Genomic DNA, 19,788 nt, shown 5'->3' with positions numbered 1-19,788 from the left:
AGCGGATTCTGTTATGTCATGCCTGCGAAAGCAGGAATGACATCGAATACTGTTCGCAATGATGTTGGCATTATTTCTCATATAACAATAGCAACAAATTAGTAGTCTTATGGAAATTAAAGATTTTGACTTTGAGAAAAAGCGTAAAATTTTCCACCTATCGGCTATAATATTTCCGCTGCTTTATTTATTTATTCCAAGAACCGCTATTACGTTATTATTATTTATAATAACGGCTATTACATTATATTTAGATGTATCACGTCATAATAATGCAAAAATTAGTGAATTTGTAACTAGATTTTTTTCAAAAGTTATAAGGCTTGAAGAAAATAACGGTTCTTTTGCTTTAAGCGGCGTTAGCTTTATGATGATCGGTTTTTTCTTAACTGCTCTTCTTTTCCCTAAAAATTTAGTGATTTGTTCGTGGTTGATTTTAATTATTTCAGATTGTTTAGCGGCTCTTGTCGGCGTTAAAATAGGAAATAGCTTAGGTAACGGTAAATCTATAGCCGGTTCTATTACCTTTTTAGCTTCTGCAATTTTTATAAGTATATTGGTGTATTTCTACTTAGGATATAATACAAGTTTTATTATTATTATTATAAGCTGCATAGGGGCTACAGTAGCTGAATTTTATTCAAAAGATTTAAGAATTAACGATAATTTGTCTATACCGCTTTCTTATTGTCTTTCTACATCTATTCTTTCCTACATATTGTAATATAATGAGAGTTGCACCGGAATTTTATGAGTTCTTAAGAAACCGTATTAACATATCGGATGTAGTGCGGCAAAAAATAGCTTTAACTAGAAAATCCGGTAACTATGTAGGTTTATGTCCCTTCCATCAAGAAAAGACCCCATCTTTTACGGTTAGTAATAGTAAGAGATTTTTCTATTGTTTTGGTTGTAAAGCAGCCGGTGACGTTATAAAATTTACTTCTAATATTAGCGGTTTATCTTATAATGAGTCTGCTATAAAGCTTGCAATCGATTACGGTATAGAGATACCGAAATTAACTGCAAAACAGAAAGAATTTTATGAAGAATCCGATGAAATTCTAAATATTTTAGAACTCGCCAATAAGTTTTTCAGGACACAATTAACACCTGAAATATTACATTATCTACACGCAAGGGGTATTACCGAAGAAACAGTAAAAGAGTTTTCAATAGGTTTTGCCCCGAAGAATAATAAATTTGAAAAATTTTTTCACGATAAAAATATAGATATTATAAAGCTTGGTAAAGCAGGGCTAATCGGCAAGCGAGAAAACGGTGAAATATATAATTTATTTTCTAACCGTATTACTATTCCAATTAGAAATATTTACAATAAAATTGTAGGCTTTGGCGGTAGAGTACTAGGGGAGGGGCTGCCTAAATACTTAAATTCACCTGAAACTACAGTATTTCAAAAAAGTGAAACTCTATACGGTGAGCATAAAGCGATAAGCAGTAGCTATAAAAAAAATCATTCGATTTTAGTAGAAGGTTATTTTGATGTTATAGCACTACATCAAGCAGGTTTTAGTGAAACGGTTGCGAGTCTCGGTACTAGCGTTACTGAGAATCACTTACATAAATTATGGCGTGCTGGCGATGAAATTATATTATGTCTTGACGGAGATAATGCAGGCATAAAAGCTAGTATAAGAACTATTAACTTAGCATTACCGCTTATTAATAGTGAAAAGAAAATTTCTTTTATTAGGTTACCAAGCGGACTTGATCCCGACGATGCAGTAAATAAAAACGGTGTTGATTTTTTTGCAAAGCTTATAGATAAAAGAATAAGCTTATCAGAAATGATTTGGCATATTGAGTATAGCGGCAAGAGTTTTAAAACTGCGGAAGAAAAAGCTAATTTAGAAAAAAATTTAAAAAATTATTGCAGCAAAATATCGGATAGTGATTTAAAAGTAAGTTATTACAGGTTTTTTAAAGATCAAATATGGCAAAATTTAGTTACAACGCAGAAGAAAGCTACAACTAAAAACTCAAATTTGGCTCCTATAATTTCAAGTCACGGCTATTCGGAGCTTGAAATACTAGAACACGCTTTTTGTGCTTTGTTGGTTAAATTTCCTATAATACTTGAAGACAAAGATATTAGAGATTTCATCTTAAATTTAAATTTTAATAATAAATTGCTTGAAGAATTCCGTAATTGGTATTTAAACGAGATTATAGATAATAACGTAGAAGCAAGTGAAATTACTGCAATTGTGGAAAAAACTAGCTTTTTTGATATTTTTTTATTATTATCAAAAACGGATAATTTGTTTTTAGATATCTCATTTAATAAAAATAATATCAGACTGGATTTATTATGGCAGTGGCTACATAAGAAATATTATCTAATAAATTTACAACAAGAATACGCTGTTACCATAAACAGTACTGACAATCATGACTTTGAAAAAGTTTTACTATATAAAAAAGAAATTCTGAAGATTGCAAATGAACTGCAAGTTTTAAACGAATCTTTTATTAATCACACGATAACTTAATTATTTCAAACTTCTTTTAAAAGAAAAAAGCATATAGGTATTTAATGAGCAATAGCAATATAGACAATGATCTAGATAAAATAGATAGTTTACTTAAAAAAGCTAAATCTAAAAAGATACCGGTCACTTATGATGATATAAACAACGCTCTTCCTCTTAATAAAAATCCTTCAATAAGACAATTAGAGGAAGCTATATTAAAATTTTCCGATGCAGGAGTAGATATTTTAGAATCTAATGAAGATGATGAAATTAAGCTTGATATCGGAATGGATGAAGAATTTAAGCTATCTACCAATGTTGATAATGAACCTGAGGATGAGGTAGAAGAAGAAAATATAGGTACTACCGATGATCCTGTAAGATTATATCTTAAGGATATGGGGGGAGTCGATCTTTTAACTCGTGAACATGAAGTAGAAATAGCAAAAAGGATTGAGGAAGGACATAAAACAATGACTGCTTCCTTATGTAGAAGCCCTATTGCTATGCGTTGTTTTATAGTATGGTATGAAGATTTAGTTAATGAAAAAATGTTACTACGTGATCTGATAGATTTAGAAGCTAACATGTTACATGACGAAACACCCGAAAATGATGAAGAAAATAGTAGTGAGACCGAAGGAGAAGAGCATGAGGATAATCACTTATCTATGTCTAGAGTAGAAACGCAGATATTACCTAATGTTATAGAGCGTATGAAAAAGATTGCTTTTATCTGCGAAGAGCTACTCATTGAAGCTAAAAAATGTTATGAGAAATCTTTTGAGCCGAAGGTTTTACAAAATAGCAAAAAATATAATAATTTGGAATTATTAATAAATGAAGTTTCGGAAATACATTTTAATTCTAAAAGAACGGAAGAAATTTTAGGTAAGATGTATGGAATAAATCGTGATTTAATTAATAAAGAAACAGCTTTTTTAAAACTTGCTGAAAAATATGGAGTAACTCGCCAAAATTTCCTTGATGAATATATAGGATCGGTTATCAATGCAGCATGGAAAGAAAAAATGCTGAAAAATAAAAAAGTCGCTTGGAAAGAGTTAATGACTAAAGAATCGGATTATATAGATCAAATGATTGCTGAATTATCGGTTATAGAATCTAAAACCGGTCTTTTAGTTAATGATTTTAAAAAACTAGTGAATACTATACAAAAAAGCGAGAGACAAACGCTACAAGCAAAAAAAGATATGATAGAAGCGAATTTACGTTTAGTTATATCTATTGCTAAAAAATACGCTAATAGAGGATTGCAGTTTTTAGATTTAATTCAAGAAGGTAATATAGGACTTATGAAAGCGGTGGATAAATTTGAATATCGCCGTGGTTATAAATTTTCTACCTATGCTACGTGGTGGATTAGACAAGCTATAACAAGAGCTATTGCCGATCAAGCAAGGACTATACGTATTCCTGTGCATATGATTGAAACAATTAATAAGATACTACGTACTTCAAGACAAATGCTTAATGAACTCGGATACGAACCAACAGCAACGGAAATCGCTAACCGTCTTTCAATGCCGCTTGATAAAGTGCGTAAAGTCATGAAAATAGCTAAAGAACCTATAAGTCTTGAGAATCCCGTAGGTGATGATAGTGACGGCGGTCAATTAGGCGATTTTATCGAAGATAAGAATGCAGTAGCACCGATTGATGCGGCAATTCAGTCAAATTTACGAGAAGTTACCACTAGAGTACTTGCAACCCTTACGCCTCGTGAAGAAAGAGTGCTTAGAATGCGTTTCGGTATAGGTATGAATACTGACCATACATTAGAAGAAGTAGGGCAGCAATTTAAAGTAACTAGAGAACGTATAAGACAAATCGAGTCAAAAGCTTTAAGAAAGTTACAACATCCTATTAGATCCAAAAAACTTAATAGCTTTAGAAGCGGAGGAAAGCGTGGTGACGGTAATCCATCGGATTTACTAGAAGCATGATAATACTTATACTGTCATCCCGTGATTTGGGATCTTAGGACATGGGCTGTGATACAAGATCCCGTGGTCAAGCCACGGGATGACAGTGGGCTATTATGTATCGATATAAAATTACCATTGAATATTTAGGCACGGATCTTGCAGGTTGGCAAAGACAAGCAGGAGTAATGTCGGTACAGCAGATATTAGAAGAAGCGATTTATAAATTTTCCGGTGAACAGGTGATATTGTTTGGGTCAGGAAGGACAGATGCCGGTGTTCATGCTATAGGTCAAGTAGCACATTTTGATCTTTCAAAATATTTAGAACCTCACAAAATTATTACAGCTATCAACTATTTTGCAAGACCGTATGCCGTAGGAGTATGGAATTGTGAATTAGCCCCCAATAATTTTCATGCTAGGTTTTCGGCTACTTCTCGTTATTATATATATAGAATTATTAATAGACCTTATCCATCGGTAATTGATTTAAATAGAGCATGGTGGATTAGTTCACCTTTAGATGTTCCGGCTATGCAACAAGCTGCCGTCTATCTATTAGGCAAACATGATTTTACTTCATTTAGGGCTAGCTCATGTCAATCAAAATCATCGATTAAAACTTTAACTGAACTTAATATTATTAAAGAAGACGAAGAAATAAAATTATATCTTTCAGCCCCGTCATTTTTGCATCATATGGTACGTAATATTGTCGGCAGTTTAGTACTTGTTGGTAAAAATATTTGGCAGGTAGAACAAATTAAAGATGTTTTAGAAGCCAAAGATAGAAAAGCCGCTGGTCCTACTGCTCCCGCCTCCGGTCTTTATTTTGTGAAAACAGCGTATTAACAACCATAAATTTTGTCATTACAATGACTCCCTGCATAGGCATTGTTATGTGGATACCACCTTGTCATTGCGAGGAAATTACGAAGTAATTGACGAAGCAATCTCAGGATATTTGATGAGATTGCCACGCAAGTACTACGGTTGCTCACAATGACAACCGGGTATCCATCTACAAAGCACACTCGTAATGACGTCCTAAATTAGTACACTACGACACTGTCAATAAACTGTATAATTTTTCATGGATATTAGTTAGCTTACCTATATCATTTCCACCGGCTTGAGCAAGGCTTGCTTGTCCACCTCCGCCGCTGCCACCTAAGAATAAAGAAAGTTTTTTTGCAATTATATCTGCATTGTATTTGTCTGTTATAGCTTTACTCACCGCAACCGTAATAGATAATTTACCAATTCCCTCGGCAATATATACCATTATCAAATCTTCTACTTTTTTTGTTAAATTTTCGGCAGCTTGACGTAATATTTTATTGTCTATATTTCCTACTTTTTTATATAATAGTTTTATTCCTGTTATTTGTGCAGCTTGCTTTTCAATTTGCTCTATACTTAAATCTAAACTAGCTAAAAGAGTTTTTTCTAACTCTTTCTCAACTTCCTTGTTACGCTCTAAGATATTATTAACCTTAGTAATAAGTTCATTTTTATTAGTTTTGAAACTGCTTTCTATCGATTTAAGTAAACTATCCTTTTCTCTCATTAATGTAATTACGAATTCACCGCAAACTGCTTCAATTCTACGAACACCTGCTGCTATAGCACTTTCGCTTGTGATTTTAAAGCAACCGATGTCACCGGTACGTCTGACATGCGTACCGCCGCATAATTCTAAAGAAGTCTCACCCATCTTAACTACTCTTACTTCAGAGTCGTATTTCTCGCCAAATAGTGCCATAGCTCCTTGTTTAATTGCATCTTCAGTTGCCATTAATGTAGTAGTTACTTCATGATTATCTCTAATAATCTCATTTACCTTATCTTCGATTAAAGTGATTTCTTCATTAGTCACAGCTTTAGAATGGCTAATATCAAAGCGTAAATAAGTCGGAGCGACTAACGAACCTTTTTGAGTAACATGTTTCCCAAGTACCTCATGCAGTACTGCATGTAATATATGCGTTGCCGAGTGATGAATTCTTAAATTTTGCCTATATCTTATGTCTATACTAAAATTAGCATTCTCGCCTACGTTAATCTGCCCCCTTTTCAAAATACATTTGTGGATTATAATAGAACCTAAATATTTTAAAGTATCTATTACTTCTACTTCAGAATCTTTTGCAAATATTGTTCCGATGTCACCTATTTGACCGCCTGATTCACCGTAGAAAGGAGTTTGGTTGCTGATTAGTAGGAATTGTGTATCTATTTCTTTTATATCATTAACTAAATTATTATTTTTGATTAATGCAATTATTTTACATTTTGCTTCATTAAGTGTATATCCTAAAAACTCCGTGCTACCATGTTGCTCTTTGATATCAAACCACAACTGATCGGTTTTTGATTCACCGGAGCCAAGCCAAGATTTTCTAGCACGTTCTTTTTGCATAAGCATTTGCTCTTCAAACCCTTTGTGATCAACGGCAATATCACGGTTTTTTAGAATATCTTCGGTTAAATCAAGCGGAAATCCGTAAGTATCGTATAGTTTAAATGCTACTTCTCCTGATAATTCATTACCTTTTGTTAGTGTTTCTGTTTCTTCGGTAAGAAGTTTGAGACCACGTTCTAATGTGGCTTTAAATCTAATTTCTTCTTGTTCTAAGATACTGCTTATAAAGCTTTCTGCTCTTTTAAGTTCAGGATAAACATTTCCCATTAAATCAACAAGTTTTGGCAGTAATTTATACATTAACGGTTCTTTTGACCCAAGCATATGAGCATGCCTCATGGATCTTCGCATAATGCGGCGAAGTACGTAACCACGCCCCTCATTTGAAGGAATAACGCCGTCAGCTATTAAAAAGCTACTTGCTCGTAAGTGGTCGGCAATAACTCGGTAAGAAAATTTAGCTTCTCCCTCTACTTTCACTTTTACTATATTTTCGGTAAAATTAATTATTTCCTGAAATAAATCTATATCATAATTGTTGTTAACATGCTGTAATACTGCTGTCATACGCTCAAGACCCATACCGGTATCGATAGATTTTTGCGATAATTCTATGCTAGTATCTTTATCGATTTGTTCATATTGCATAAATACCATATTCCAAATCTCGATAAATCTATCACCGTCTTCATCTTTAGTACCAGGAAGTCCGCCATATATTTGTTCACCGTGGTCGTAAAAAATTTCGGAACAAGGACCGCAAGGGCCAGTATCACCCATTGACCAAAAATTATCGTTTGTTTTGATCTTTATGATGCGATCATCCCCAAAACCTGCTATTTTTTTCCAATAAGCAGCTGCTTCGTCATCAGTATGATAAATTGTTGCATAAAGCTTGTCTTTTGGGAGTTCAAATTCTTTAGTCAATAAATTCCAAGCGTAATATATGGCTTGTTCTTTAAAATAGTCACCGAATGAAAAATTACCTAGCATTTCAAAAAAGGTATGATGTCTTGCCGTATAACCGACATTCTCAAGGTCGTTATGCTTGCCGCCGGCTCTAAGAGACTTTTGACTAGTTACCGCTTTGTTATAAGGTCTTTTTCCTTGTCCGGTAAAAACATTTTTAAATTGTACCATTCCGGAATTAACAAACATTAAGCTAGGGTCATTGTGTGGAATTAACGAGCTGGCCGGTACATGTGTATGATTATTTGCTTTAAAGTAAGTTATAAATTTACTTCTAACTTCTTCGGTGGTAAATTTAGTCATGGTAAGATATATTATTTAATGTTATGTCATTCCGGAGAGGATCATTTTTCGTCATGGCGAGGAAAATTACGTAGTAATTGTACGTACGCAATCTCGTGCCAAAGTCCTGAGATTGCCACGCTCCTTATCAGTCGTTCGCAATGACGGTTCGGGTATCCACGCAGAAATGACGTCCAGTATAGTAAAATACACTGAATTATGATTAAAATAAATTTATTTATGAAAAATATTTTTGATTCGATCAAATTACATTTTGTTCAATTTGCTACAAAATTAAAAATATTTTCTTTCAAAAGAGAAAAGATTGTGGTGTTACTAGGTAATAAAGGTGTATTTCTTAGTACTTTTCTCGATAGTAAATTATTAGATAAATTATTTATCCCTACTCGGGAACAGATAGACTTAAATTCTTATAAAAACTTTTTTAGTAAATTTCCAAAAAGCGATATTTATTTTTTACTTGACGGCAGTGAATGTAAAACACGGCACGATCAAATACCTATATTACAGTCAATAGTTAAACTTGATCCTATTGAACAATTTATTGAAGGTTATTTTAATAAAGAAGACATTATAGCACATTGTGTTTACGAAATTACTACTACCCCAAGTGAAATTTGGTCGACTTTAATTATGTCGTGTCCATTTGAAACACCTTTAAGTGATATAATTTCATGCATTATAGATAACAGATCTCTTGATTTAAAAGGAATTTACTTTTTAACGTTAGAGCTAAAAGTTATTATAAATAAAATAGTGCAGAATATAGAAAATGATAAATATAACGATTATTTTCAAATTTGTGTATATGTATCACAAGCTAGCGGTATAAAATTTATTATCAAACATAAAAATAATATAATAACAATTAGAAATCTTGAGTATCCATTTGATAAAACAACCGGCTATGTTCAAGGTATTATAGAACAAGAAATTAATGATTGTTTGATATTATTTAAAAACTATATAAGTAATCTTGACCAAAGAGCCTGTATAATTCTTATAGTAGATGAAGAGTTAAAATCTTTATTAGAATCAATAAACCTTGAAGAATGCCCTGTAATCTTTATACCGGTTGATAATATACTAAATAAGCAAACTCTAGAAAAAGAAAGATTTATAGATACGAATATTAGTAGACTGTTTCTAGAATATAAGAGTTTTCCCGCTTATAATAATAATTTAAAATCAATAAAAAAACTAGTTACTATAAAGGATCTGACATTTAAATTATATAGTGCATTACTTATAATATTAATATTAGTGGTCGGTATTATCAAATATAATACAAAACAAAATTACAAAGACATAAACTCTATTAATGAAAAATATTATGCAACAAATCAAGAATATGATGATATCAAATATAAATATCCTTATATTAAAAATACTACTAGCCTAGCTGATTTATATGTAATAGAAAAATTACTAGAAGCACCGGTACCACTGCCGTTTGATTTACTTAAAAGGCTAATAATTACTTTAAATCCGGCTTTTAAATTAGAAGAAATTAAATGGGAATTAACAAATATAGATAATATTTTGTTAGTTTCTAAGAGACAATTAATAATCAAGTTAATACTTAAATATCATACTAATAATCTATCGGTGGATGAATCTCTAAAGATGCTAGATGATCATATAACAAACGCAAAAAATAAATTATCTAATTTGCAGATAGATTATGTTATATATAAGGATAAAATACTTGATATATTCGGTAAGGTAGTAATTCCTTTATCGGTTAATATAGTTGATAATAAAACGTAATATTCCATGTCATTCCCGCGTAGGCGGGAATGACATAAACCATGCAACGGCACTAATAACCCAAGGTAAAAATAATGTTTGAAAAATATATTGTGTATTTAAAGAATCTTATATTTTTTCAATTTATTATATATTTCTTCTTTATTTCCTTAACTATTTGGATAATAAAAATTTTCCAGCAAGAATACAGTAAATCTATTCTTGATAAACAAGTTTTACAAGAAAATCTAACAGAGGAAGTTTTAAAGCTTTATTCTGTCATTAACTCTAAAGAAGAAATATTAGAATCGTACAAAAAATATGTAGATTTAAGCGTGCCAAGTAGTGTGAGTTGTTTAAATTATCAAGAACTAATTCCTAAAATAAAAAGCTTAAGCAATAAATATGATTTAGTAGAACCTATAGATGTATTTATAAATTCAGTATTTTTTAAAAATAATGTTCAGGCGATTGAAGGAGAAGGTGAATCGATTCATGTAAATAATTATAGCATAAATATAAAATATGCATGTGCAGATTTTTTGACTTTTCTAAAAATATTCTCTGAAATTTATTCTTATATGCCTCCTAATACTCTTATATCTTTTGTACGAGTACGTAATGAAGAAGTGTTAACACCTAAGAATATATATAAACTTTCAGTAAATCATGCTCCTAATCTTATTTATGCTAAATTGATATTATATATCAGAGAATTAGCCTCAAAATAAATTACCAAAATGAATAATGCAATAGTACTTAATAACGTAAATACTAATTTATTTAAAAAAGATATTGTTAATAATTTTGTCAATAATCTTATGAAATCTACTTGCTCTACTATTGCAAATATGCTTGCTATAGATTATACGCTAAGGCTTAATTCTAAACCAGAGGCTGAAGAATATATTAATAAATGTATTTCTAGACTCAAAAATTATTTAGGTATGCGGGTTATTAACGATGATAATTTTTCCGTAGCATTAGAGTTATTTGCAATAATGATTACTTCTGAAGACGAAAATGAGCAAAATAAGAATAATATTTTAGAGCAATCACAAGCTATAATAGCAGAAAATCTTGTAGAAGTTTATTTTGGAGATGAAATGAATAGTACCGAAAAAGAAAAAATTAAAAATATATTTAAAACTCTTTTAAAAGAGAAGAATTTTGATAAAATAATAAATTATGCGGAGTCTCACAAAAAATTATTTAAGGTTTCTGTAATGTATGCCATGAAGAAATATAATAATATTGATAAAGCAACCATCTATATAAAGAAAGAATTTAATAAAATATTAGAGATGTCTTTAGTATTTACACAAAAAAGTAATATATTTAAACAAGCCACTGGAAAAATTGCCGGTGCTGTTTGTGCTTTATTAGTCGGAGCAATCAGTGTTGCGACTGCAGGAGCGGCTTTTTCTATCATAGTTGTACCGGCATCAATTTTTGCCGTCAGATATGCACCTGAACTTGGTGAAAAAATTGGAGGATTAATTTTGAATAATGATAGTGCAATAAAACTAGAACAAAGCAATATAGATAAGTTTATGAAAACATTACAAAATGATAAAGAAAGTCTTCTATCTCAAGAAAAAACAAAAAACATCAAACAAAATATTAAAGTTTCTCCTTCTCAAATCAATGTTAAATTAACTAAGAAAGTGGTGAATGAAAAACATAGATAGGGTATAGTCATTGCGAGAAGAATTACGCAGTAATTCGACGAAGCAATCCAGTAAAAATTCTGTAAATCAGAATTTTTTTAATTATTTTTCTAGATTGCCACATCTCTACGCTCCTCGCAATGACAACTACGGTATCAACGCAAGCAAAGCTATTTTTACTTGAGAATATAAAATATTACTCTTAGTATCTTTTTTTAAATCAATAAAATAACTTAATGAGAAAAGTAGTAATATCCGGCATGATCGGCAACGCTTTAGAATGGTATGATTATGCATTATATGTGCAAGTTGCTTATATTATAGTGCAGCATTTTTTTCCGGATCCAGAAATGCAAGAGACGTTAACTTTTGCGGTATTTGCTGCAGGCTTTGTAGTACGACCGCTCGGCGGTATTATTTTCGGTAATATAGGTGATAGATTCGGTAGACGTACTGCTTTGGTGATGAGTATTATAGCTATGGCAATACCGACTGCCGGGATAAGGGCTCTTACCAAGTTATAAAACTATTGGAATTGCCGCTCTTATTATTTTAACTATTATCAGACTCATACAAGGTTTTTCTTTAGGAGGGGAATTTAGCGGTTGTATTTCGTATATTGTAGAATATGCTTCGTTCGAGCAGCGAGGACTTGCGGGGAGTAGCTCATTTGTTATAGTATGTGCGGCGGTATGCTGCTTGGACTTGGTACAGCAGCCGGTTTTTCTTATTTTATGCCTGCCGATATGCTATTTGAATGGGGTTGGAGGATACCTTTTATTTCCGGTTTATTTATTAGCTCCGTAGGTTTATATATTAGAAAAAACCTAGCAGAAAGTCCTATTTATAAAAAAGCTAAGGGAACAAGGCGTTGAGCACGTTTTCCTTTACGAGAAACATTAACAAAATACCCAAAAGAACTCTAATTATCGCACTTGGTCTGTATATTACCGTAACTGCTTCTTTTTATACTTCTACGGTTTTTATTGGTAATTTTATGCAAACACTCGGTTATACTAATCAGCAAAGCACAATTGTTAGTAGTATAATATTAATCGTAATAATGATAGTATTTCCTATATCTGCGTATGTTTCGGATAAGGTGGGGCGACATCCTGTACTAATATTGGGGATTATCTTGTTAATTTTATCAGTCTATCCTATTTTTGTAGCCTTAGGGTCGATGAATTTTACTTTAGCTATAATATCTCAAGTAATATTTGCTGGAGTTATTAGCATCTATATGGGGCCTATTCCAACGGTTTTAGTAGAGATATTTCCGACTAGCATAAGATTTACCGGTGTTGCACTTTCATACAACCTTGCAGCTGCTATATTTGGCGGTACTGCTCCAATGTTAGCAATGATATTAACGAAAGTTACCGGAGACAATTATGCTATTGCATATTATTTTAATTGCACTTGCCTTGTTATCTTCTATAATTCTAAAATTCTATAAAGAAACCTATAAAAAGAATCTAGTAAATTAATATGAGCGAAGTTTTTGAAATACCAAACGGTGAAAGCAAGGTTTTACTCCATTGTTGTTGTGCTCCTTGTGTTGGCCCTTTAATGGAAAAAATGATCGATACCGGCATTAAGTTTATGCTTTTTTTCTATAATCCTAATATTCATCCTAAAAAAGAATATGAGCTTCGTAAAAACGAAAATATTAAATTTGCCGAGAAACATAATATAGAATTTATCGATGCAGATTATGATCCACAAAATTGGTTTAGGCGTGCTAAAGGGATGGAGCTTGAGCCTGAGAGAGGTATACGCTGTACAATGTGTTTTGATATGCGTTTCGAGCGTACGGCTTTATATGCTTATGAGAACGGCTTTAAAGTTATAACTAGCTCGCTTGGTATTTCTAGATGGAAAGATATGAACCAAATTAATGAATCAGGAACTAGGGCGGCATCTCATTATGAAGGGGTGACCTATTGGACTTATAATTGGCGTAAAGATGGCGGTGCTAGCAGAATGTACGAAATTGCAAAAGAAGAGCACTTTTATAAACAAGAATTTTGCGGCTGTGTTTATTCTTTCCGTGATACTAACGATTGGCGAGTAGCAAACAATCGTCCTAAAATCGAGATCGGCAAGGAGTATTATTAAGACCTCAAATTAATAAAAAAATATTTTATTTTTTTGCAATCTTTATATTATAATAATCTGGACAATCTAGCTATATGAGGATTTTATATGAATAAATGACAGTTACACGAAGCAAAGAATAAGTTAAGTAATATTATTGATATTGCAATGTATGGTACCCCTCAATGTATTACAAAAAGGGGTGAAGAAGCAGTTGTAATTATTAGTATAAAAGATTATAAACAACTTACTAAACAAAAACCTGATTTCAAAGAATATTTATTGAGCATACCTAAGACAGATAATTTGGATATTCAGAGAGCAAAAGGATATGCTAGAGATTTTGAATTATGAAATATTTATTAGATACTAATGTTGTATCTGAAATTCAAAAGAAAAAATCCAATTCTCAAGTAGCAGCATGGTTTTCAATTATTCATTCTAGCCAGTTATACTTGGGTTGTATTACTATCGGCGAAATAAGAAAGGGAATATCAAAATTAGCAAAAAAAGATAAAATAGCAAGTTTGAAATTAGAAAAATGGTTAGAAAGAATAATAATAGATTATAATGAAAGAATTCTTAATATTGATAAAGAAATATGTGAGGAGTGGGGTGAATTAATGAGTATTGATAGTACAAATGCAATCGATGCTTTAATAGCTGCACAGGCAAAACAAAGTAATATGATACTAGTTACTAGAAATATTAAACATTATAATATGTTTAATATAAAAATATTTGATCCTTTTAACTGATCAAAATTTTCTTTCCCAATAATAATACCCTATGAAAAAACTATCATTTCAGCAAATTATTCTGACATTACAAAATTATTGGCAGGATTATGGCTGTGCAATATTGCAACCTTACGATGCCCATGTTGGAGCCGGTACGTTTCACCCTGCAACTGTACTTCGCTGCCTTGGTACTAAACCTTGGTCTGTTGCATATGTTCAGCCATCAAGAAGACCGGGGGATAGCAGGTATGGCATGCATCCTAATAGAATGCAGCATTATTATCAGTTTCAAGTTATCTTAAAGCCGTCTCCAGATAATATTCAAGAGTTATATCTTAAAAGCTTAGAATGTTTAGGCATAGATTTAAAAATTCATGATATCAGATTTGTTGAAGATGATTGGGAGTCGCCAACCTTAGGTGCTGCCGGGCTTGGCTGGGAAGTATGGTGTAACGGTATGGAAGTATCGCAATTTACTTATATGCAGCAAATCGGTGGTATTGAATGCCGTCCCGTTGCCGGTGAAATCACTTATGGACTCGAGAGGCTTGCTTTATATATTCAAGGTGTTGATGAAGTAAGAGAGCTTGATTGGAGCGGGCAAGTAGGCGAAAAAGCTTTAAAATACGGTGAAGTGGATTTCGAAGCTGAAGGGCAATTTTCAAAATATAATTTAGAGCTTGCCGATAGTGAAATGTTACTGCGACATTTCAAGGATAGCGAAGACCAGTGTGAGAGATTAATCAAAGCTAATTTACCTATGCCGGCTTATGATGAATGCCTTAAGGCAAGTCATGCATTTAATCAACTAAATGCACTTGGAGTAATCAGCGTCACTGAGCGTGCTTCTTATGTTTTAAGAGTGCGTCATTTAGCTAGAATTTGTTGTACAAAATGGTTGGAGATGAACAAGTGAGCGAGTTATTATTAGAACTATTTAGCGAAGAAATGCCGGCTTTTATGCAAAAAAATGCTGAAGAGGGTTATTTAAATATATTCACGAAAATTTTTGAAGAAAACGAAATATTTGCAAAAGTACAAGTATTCGTGGGACCTCGCAGGATAACGCTGCATGCTACCCATTTGCCAAAGATAACTTTGCCAAAAGAGGAAGAAATTAAAGGACCAAGCATAGAAGCTCCGGAAGCCGCTATTAACGGCTTTTGTAAAGCTCATAATGTTAGTAAATTAGAGCTTCCTACTAAATTAATTAGTAATCAGCTATATTATTTCTTTGTCAAAAAAACAGAAGAAAGAGAAATAAAAGAGATTTTGCCGGAGATTATTATAGAAGCTATTAATAAATATAGTTGGGCAAAATCGATGTTTTGGGGTGATTACAAAATAAAATGGATTAGACCTCTGCGAAATATTTTATGTATATTTGACGGCGAAATATTACCGATGCAATTTGGGCATTTAACCGCTAATAATATTACGTATGGGCATCGTCTTACTGATAATAAAAAATTAGAAGTAACAGATTTTGAAGATTATAGAAATAAGCTTTTAGAAAATCATGTTATTTTAGAAAGAGCAAAGAGAGAGGCAATAATTAAAACCGGTTTACTGGAACTAGCAAATTCTCATGAGTTAATTATAAAAGAAGATAATCGTTTAGTAGAAGAAGTAGTAGGGCTTAGCGAATTTCCTGTTGTGCTGCTTGGAAAAATACCGCAAAAATTTTTAGAGTTACCTAAAGAAGTACTTATTTCTTCGATGCGTACGCATCAGAAATATTTTTGTTTATTTGATAAAACAGGAAATTTCACACCGTATTTTCTCTTTGTCAGTAATGGTAGATTTACAAATGCTGAACTAGTTATTCAAGGTAACGAGAAAGTCCTATCGGCACGTCTTTCGGATGCTTTATATTTTTGTAAGCAGGATATAGCTAAAACTTTAGAATCAAGATTAGGCCAATTAGAAGCTGCAACATTTCATGCAAAGCTTGGTAATTTAAGAGAAAAAATTGAACGCATAACCGATATTTGTAATTATATAGCTCCAAATAATAAGGATTTGATTACAGCAGCTAGACTTTGCAAAAGTGATCTTGTTTCTGAGATGGTCGGGGAATTTCCTGATTTACAGGGGATTATGGGTTATTATTATGCAAAACATGAAGGGCTAAATGCAGAAATAGCCGCTGCAATTAGAGACCATTATAAACCGCAAGGTTTGAGCGACAATTTACCAAGTGGAAATGCGGCTTTACTTGCTTTAGCCGATAAGCTAGATAGTTTAGTAGGTTTGATGATAGCAGGGGAAACACCAACAGGCTCAGGTGATCCATATGCCTTAAGACGTCAAGCTCTTGGTATAATAAGAATAATACTTGAAAATAAATTAGAGCTAAATTTTAATGATTTAATTAATTTTTCTATAAACTTATATAAAGATTCATCTGACGAAAATAAGAATTTAATAATATCTTTTTTTAAAGAAAGAGCAAAATTTTACTTTAAAAATGACTATGATATTGCGTTAATTAATGCAGTTCTTGACTTAAATTTAGTAGATACAAACTTTAAGCTTGATGCGTTAAAAGAATTTTTAATAGAAGACGCAGGCAAGCAATTATTAAATGCTTACAAACGAGCTAGCAATATAATTGGTGATCAGAAAATTACCGGCTTAGTTGATGCGAGTCTCTTTAGTACACAACCTGAAAAAGAATTATTTGAAGTAATCCAAAAAATTTCTCCGCAAATTATAGATAGTATAGCTGATAAAGATTATAAGAAAGCATTAAATTTATTATCGTCTCTATTAACTCCCATTACTAGCTTTTTTGATAATGTACTCGTTAATGACTCTGATCCAAAGATCGCTCAAAATCGTTTGTCGTTATTACAGAATATTTGTGAATTATTTGATAAAGTAGCTAAGTTTAACCGCTTATGATAAACAAAGCAGTTCAATTTATAAAATCAGGTAAAGTGGTTGTTTTTCCGACTGAAACAGTCTATGGGATTGGTGCGGATGCCACAAATAATGAGGCGTGTTTAAAGATTTTTCAGTTCAAAGAGCGTCCTGCTATCAATCCGCTTATCGTGCATGTCTCCTCCATAGAGCAAGCAAAGGAAATAGGGGAGTTTGACGATTTAGCTACAAAAATAGCAGAAAAATTTTGGTCTGGACCATTATCTATAGTTGTCCCTTTAAAAGAGAATGCAAATATTGCTCCTAGCGTAACAGCAGGACTAAATACCATAGCACTTCGGATACCATCTTATCCTGTAGCGTTAGAGCTTATCAGACAATCAGGCATACCTATAGCTGCCCCAAGTGCTAACCCTTCAAACTATATTAGTCCGACTAACGCTGAGCATGTCACAAAACATTTTAAGGATAATCAGGAAATTTTTATTTTAGCACCTGAAATCTATCAATCTAAATATGGGCTAGAGTCAACGATAATTGATACAACAACTGTTACTCCTACTATTCTTAGAGAAGGGTTTATAACTGCTGAAATTTTAGGAGAAATACTAGGGATAGAAGTTTTAAAAGCATCAGAGACAAGTACTATAAAAGCTTCGGGAATGCTTGCAAAACACTATTCACCAAAAGTACCGGTTAGGCTAAATGCTATAAATTTAGAGGATAAAGAAATCGGATTAAATTTTAGCAATAGCAATCTTACAGGAAGATTTTCATTAAACTTAAGTGTAAAAGGTGACTTTATAGAAGCCGCTGCAAATCTTTATGCTTATTTAAGAATACTTGACGATTATGCTGCATCTCATGATGTAAGAGGTATAGCAGTTAGCCCTATACCTCAAGTGAATATAGGGGTTGCAATTAATGATCGCCTAAAACGTGCCGCAAAATCATAAATTTCGGCGTTCTATTCGCCTTAATAGCTTTTTGATGATATTTGGTAATTACATAGTTATCGTGCGGTTTTAAATAATCATTTTTATTTATAATTTCAAAATTACCGTTCTGCTGTATTAACTCTATTGCTTCATAAAAATAATTTTCGATATCGGAAGCAAATACTAAATTACCATTGTCTTTTAGCTTATCTTGTAAAAGCTTAAGTCGTTCTTTATTGAAAATACGTTTCTTTTTTTGCTTATTTTTTATCCATGGATCGGGAAATAAAATATAAATTCCATCAAGGCTATTACTTGGTATCTCATTTAATATTAAATCCAAATTATTAGGGAATAATAAAAAATTCGTGATATTTTGTTCGCCTGCAAGCTTTAAAACATTTGCAACTCCGTTTAAATATACCTCTATCCCAATAAAAAGTGCATTAGGATTCATTTTAGCTTGATTAATGAAATGCTCACCCATACCAAAGCCTATCTCAAGAAATACTTTACGTTTTTCATTTACAAGTTTTTCTTTAGAAAATAAATATTTTGGTAGTTTGTTATCTAATAAATTCTTTTGCACTCCTGATAAGCTTTTACCGATACGTCTTGCATATGACCGATTGAGATTAATAGGAGAAAATAATATTACCCTACTGTGACCTTGTAGATCCTTATAAACGCTTTCAATATTATAACCATGATCTAAGAAAATTTGGGTTACCGCTTCTTCCTGTTTAAACCCTATTTCTAATATAATCTTACCATTTGGTTTTAAGAATTGTTTGGCATTTTCAGCGATGAGAAAGTAAGCTTGCAGTCCGTCTTTTTCAGCAAATAAAGCAATAGACGGTTCATAATTGATTGTTTCAATTGCCATCTCTGATTTTTCGCTGTGAGCTATATATGGTGGGTTGCTAACGATAAAATCAAATTTCTGAGTTTCAATATTCTCAAACCAATTACTGTGAATAATCTGAATGCGATCCGTTACCTCATATTTTGCCGCATTACTTTTGATAATGTCTATAGCATCAAGACTTATATCGGTTGCAATTACATTAGCATTCGGTAACTCACATAATAGACTGATAGCAATGCAGCCGCTACCTGTGCCAAGTTCTAGGATATTTAAGAATTTGTCATTGCAGTTTTCGCTTATGTCATTCCCGCGAAAGCAGGGATTCGGTTGCTTTTTTTCTGGATTCCCGCTTTCGCGGGAATGACATTGAAATACAACATCCACCAAAACTTCAGTATCGCTTCTTGGAATTAATACATGTTTATTAACAATAAATTCACGTGAGTAAAATTCTTTAACACCTGTAATATATACTATCGGTTCATGCTTTAATCTTCTCGCTAACAGTTTTTCAAAAGCTTCTATCTTGGCTTCATTTAACTGTTCATCAAGATTAATAAGTAAATACTCAATAGGTTTATTTATAACATGCTGTAGTAAAATTCGTGCTTCTAATTGCGGCGAACTAATACCTATTTTATTTAATTTATCTGTAGCGTCACTAAGAATTTGCTTTATAGAACATTGCATGGAA

At 32.3% G+C, this 19,788-nt stretch carries 14 protein-coding genes and 2 pseudogenes; 14 read left to right on the top strand and 2 right to left on the bottom strand.

Annotated elements, in window-relative coordinates:
* Positions 1–109 precede the first annotated feature (109 nt).
* The 4 genes from RAF_RS06775 (at position 110) to truA (ending at position 5,298) form a co-directional block, all read left to right on the top strand.
* Positions 110–724, top strand: coding sequence for a diacylglycerol/polyprenol kinase family protein (locus RAF_RS06775; RefSeq protein WP_012720101.1), 615 nt, complete (start codon positions 110–112; stop codon positions 722–724).
* Positions 725–728: 4 nt separating this feature from the next.
* Entirely contained in the window at positions 729–2,516 is a 1,788-nt protein-coding gene (dnaG, locus tag RAF_RS06770; RefSeq protein WP_012720100.1) for a DNA primase, read from the top strand.
* A gap of 44 nt (positions 2,517–2,560) precedes the next feature.
* Positions 2,561–4,465: an RNA polymerase sigma factor RpoD gene (rpoD, locus tag RAF_RS06765; RefSeq protein WP_004997130.1), complete on the top strand. Its 1,905-nt coding sequence runs from the start codon at positions 2,561–2,563 to the stop codon at positions 4,463–4,465.
* A 95-nt stretch (positions 4,466–4,560) separates the two neighbouring features.
* The gene (truA, locus tag RAF_RS06760; RefSeq protein WP_012720099.1) at positions 4,561–5,298 is read left to right on the top strand and encodes a tRNA pseudouridine(38-40) synthase TruA; all 738 of its coding nucleotides are present in this window, start codon (positions 4,561–4,563) and stop codon (positions 5,296–5,298) included.
* Between the two features lie 208 nt (positions 5,299–5,506).
* Here the strand turns inward: truA and alaS are convergent, their stop codons facing one another.
* Positions 5,507–8,143, bottom strand: a complete 2,637-nt coding sequence (gene alaS, locus RAF_RS06755) for an alanine--tRNA ligase (protein WP_012720098.1) — start codon at positions 8,141–8,143, stop codon at positions 5,507–5,509.
* Between the two features lie 198 nt (positions 8,144–8,341).
* On the opposite strand from alaS, the gene RAF_RS06750 reads away from it, so the two are divergent.
* The 10 genes and pseudogenes from RAF_RS06750 (at position 8,342) to RAF_RS06705 (ending at position 18,244) form a co-directional block, all read left to right on the top strand.
* Positions 8,342–9,913, top strand: a complete 1,572-nt coding sequence (locus RAF_RS06750; protein ID WP_012720097.1) for a hypothetical protein — start codon at positions 8,342–8,344, stop codon at positions 9,911–9,913.
* Between the two features lie 74 nt (positions 9,914–9,987).
* Complete coding sequence (locus RAF_RS06745; protein ID WP_012720096.1) at positions 9,988–10,623, top strand: hypothetical protein; 636 nt, start codon at positions 9,988–9,990, stop codon at positions 10,621–10,623.
* Positions 10,624–10,632: 9 nt separating this feature from the next.
* A complete protein-coding gene (locus RAF_RS06740; RefSeq protein ID WP_012720095.1) occupies positions 10,633–11,583 on the top strand; it encodes an RP853 family protein in 951 nt (316 codons plus the stop codon).
* 215 nt (positions 11,584–11,798) lie between these two features.
* Positions 11,799–13,052: pseudogene (locus tag RAF_RS06735) on the top strand (MFS transporter).
* 1 nt (position 13,053) lies between these two features.
* Positions 13,054–13,683 (top strand): epoxyqueuosine reductase QueH, encoded by a 630-nt coding sequence (locus RAF_RS06730; protein WP_004997144.1) that lies wholly within the window; start codon positions 13,054–13,056, stop codon positions 13,681–13,683.
* Positions 13,684–13,782: 99 nt separating this feature from the next.
* Positions 13,783–14,016, top strand: a pseudogene (locus tag RAF_RS06725) (type II toxin-antitoxin system Phd/YefM family antitoxin); the annotation flags it as partial.
* Positions 14,013–14,420, top strand: a complete 408-nt coding sequence (locus RAF_RS06720; RefSeq protein ID WP_012720093.1) for a type II toxin-antitoxin system VapC family toxin — start codon at positions 14,013–14,015, stop codon at positions 14,418–14,420. The pseudogene RAF_RS06725 and the gene RAF_RS06720, both read left to right, overlap by 4 nt.
* Before the next feature lie 31 nt (positions 14,421–14,451).
* Entirely contained in the window at positions 14,452–15,318 is an 867-nt protein-coding gene (locus RAF_RS06715) for a glycine--tRNA ligase subunit alpha (protein ID WP_010977874.1), read from the top strand.
* Positions 15,315–17,309 carry a glycine--tRNA ligase subunit beta gene (glyS, locus tag RAF_RS06710; RefSeq protein WP_012720092.1) on the top strand — a complete coding sequence of 665 codons (1,995 nt, stop codon included), beginning with the start codon at positions 15,315–15,317 and terminating at the stop codon, positions 17,307–17,309. Before RAF_RS06715 ends, glyS begins: the two co-directional genes overlap by 4 nt.
* Complete coding sequence (locus tag RAF_RS06705; RefSeq protein WP_004997156.1) at positions 17,306–18,244, top strand: L-threonylcarbamoyladenylate synthase; 939 nt, start codon at positions 17,306–17,308, stop codon at positions 18,242–18,244. The genes glyS and RAF_RS06705 overlap by 4 nt, the downstream gene beginning before the upstream one ends.
* Here RAF_RS06705 and trmB read toward each other — a convergent pair.
* On the bottom strand, positions 18,210–19,784 hold the full coding sequence (gene trmB, locus RAF_RS06700; RefSeq protein WP_010977871.1) for a bifunctional peptide chain release factor N(5)-glutamine methyltransferase PrmC/tRNA (guanosine(46)-N7)-methyltransferase TrmB: 1,575 nt from the start codon (positions 19,782–19,784) through the stop codon (positions 18,210–18,212). The genes RAF_RS06705 and trmB overlap by 35 nt on opposite strands.
* Positions 19,785–19,788 lie beyond the last annotated feature (4 nt).

The organism is Rickettsia africae ESF-5 (genome assembly GCF_000023005.1).
GTDB lineage: Bacteria > Pseudomonadota > Alphaproteobacteria > Rickettsiales > Rickettsiaceae > Rickettsia > Rickettsia rickettsii.
This window is presented reverse-complemented; position numbering and strand designations above follow the sequence as displayed.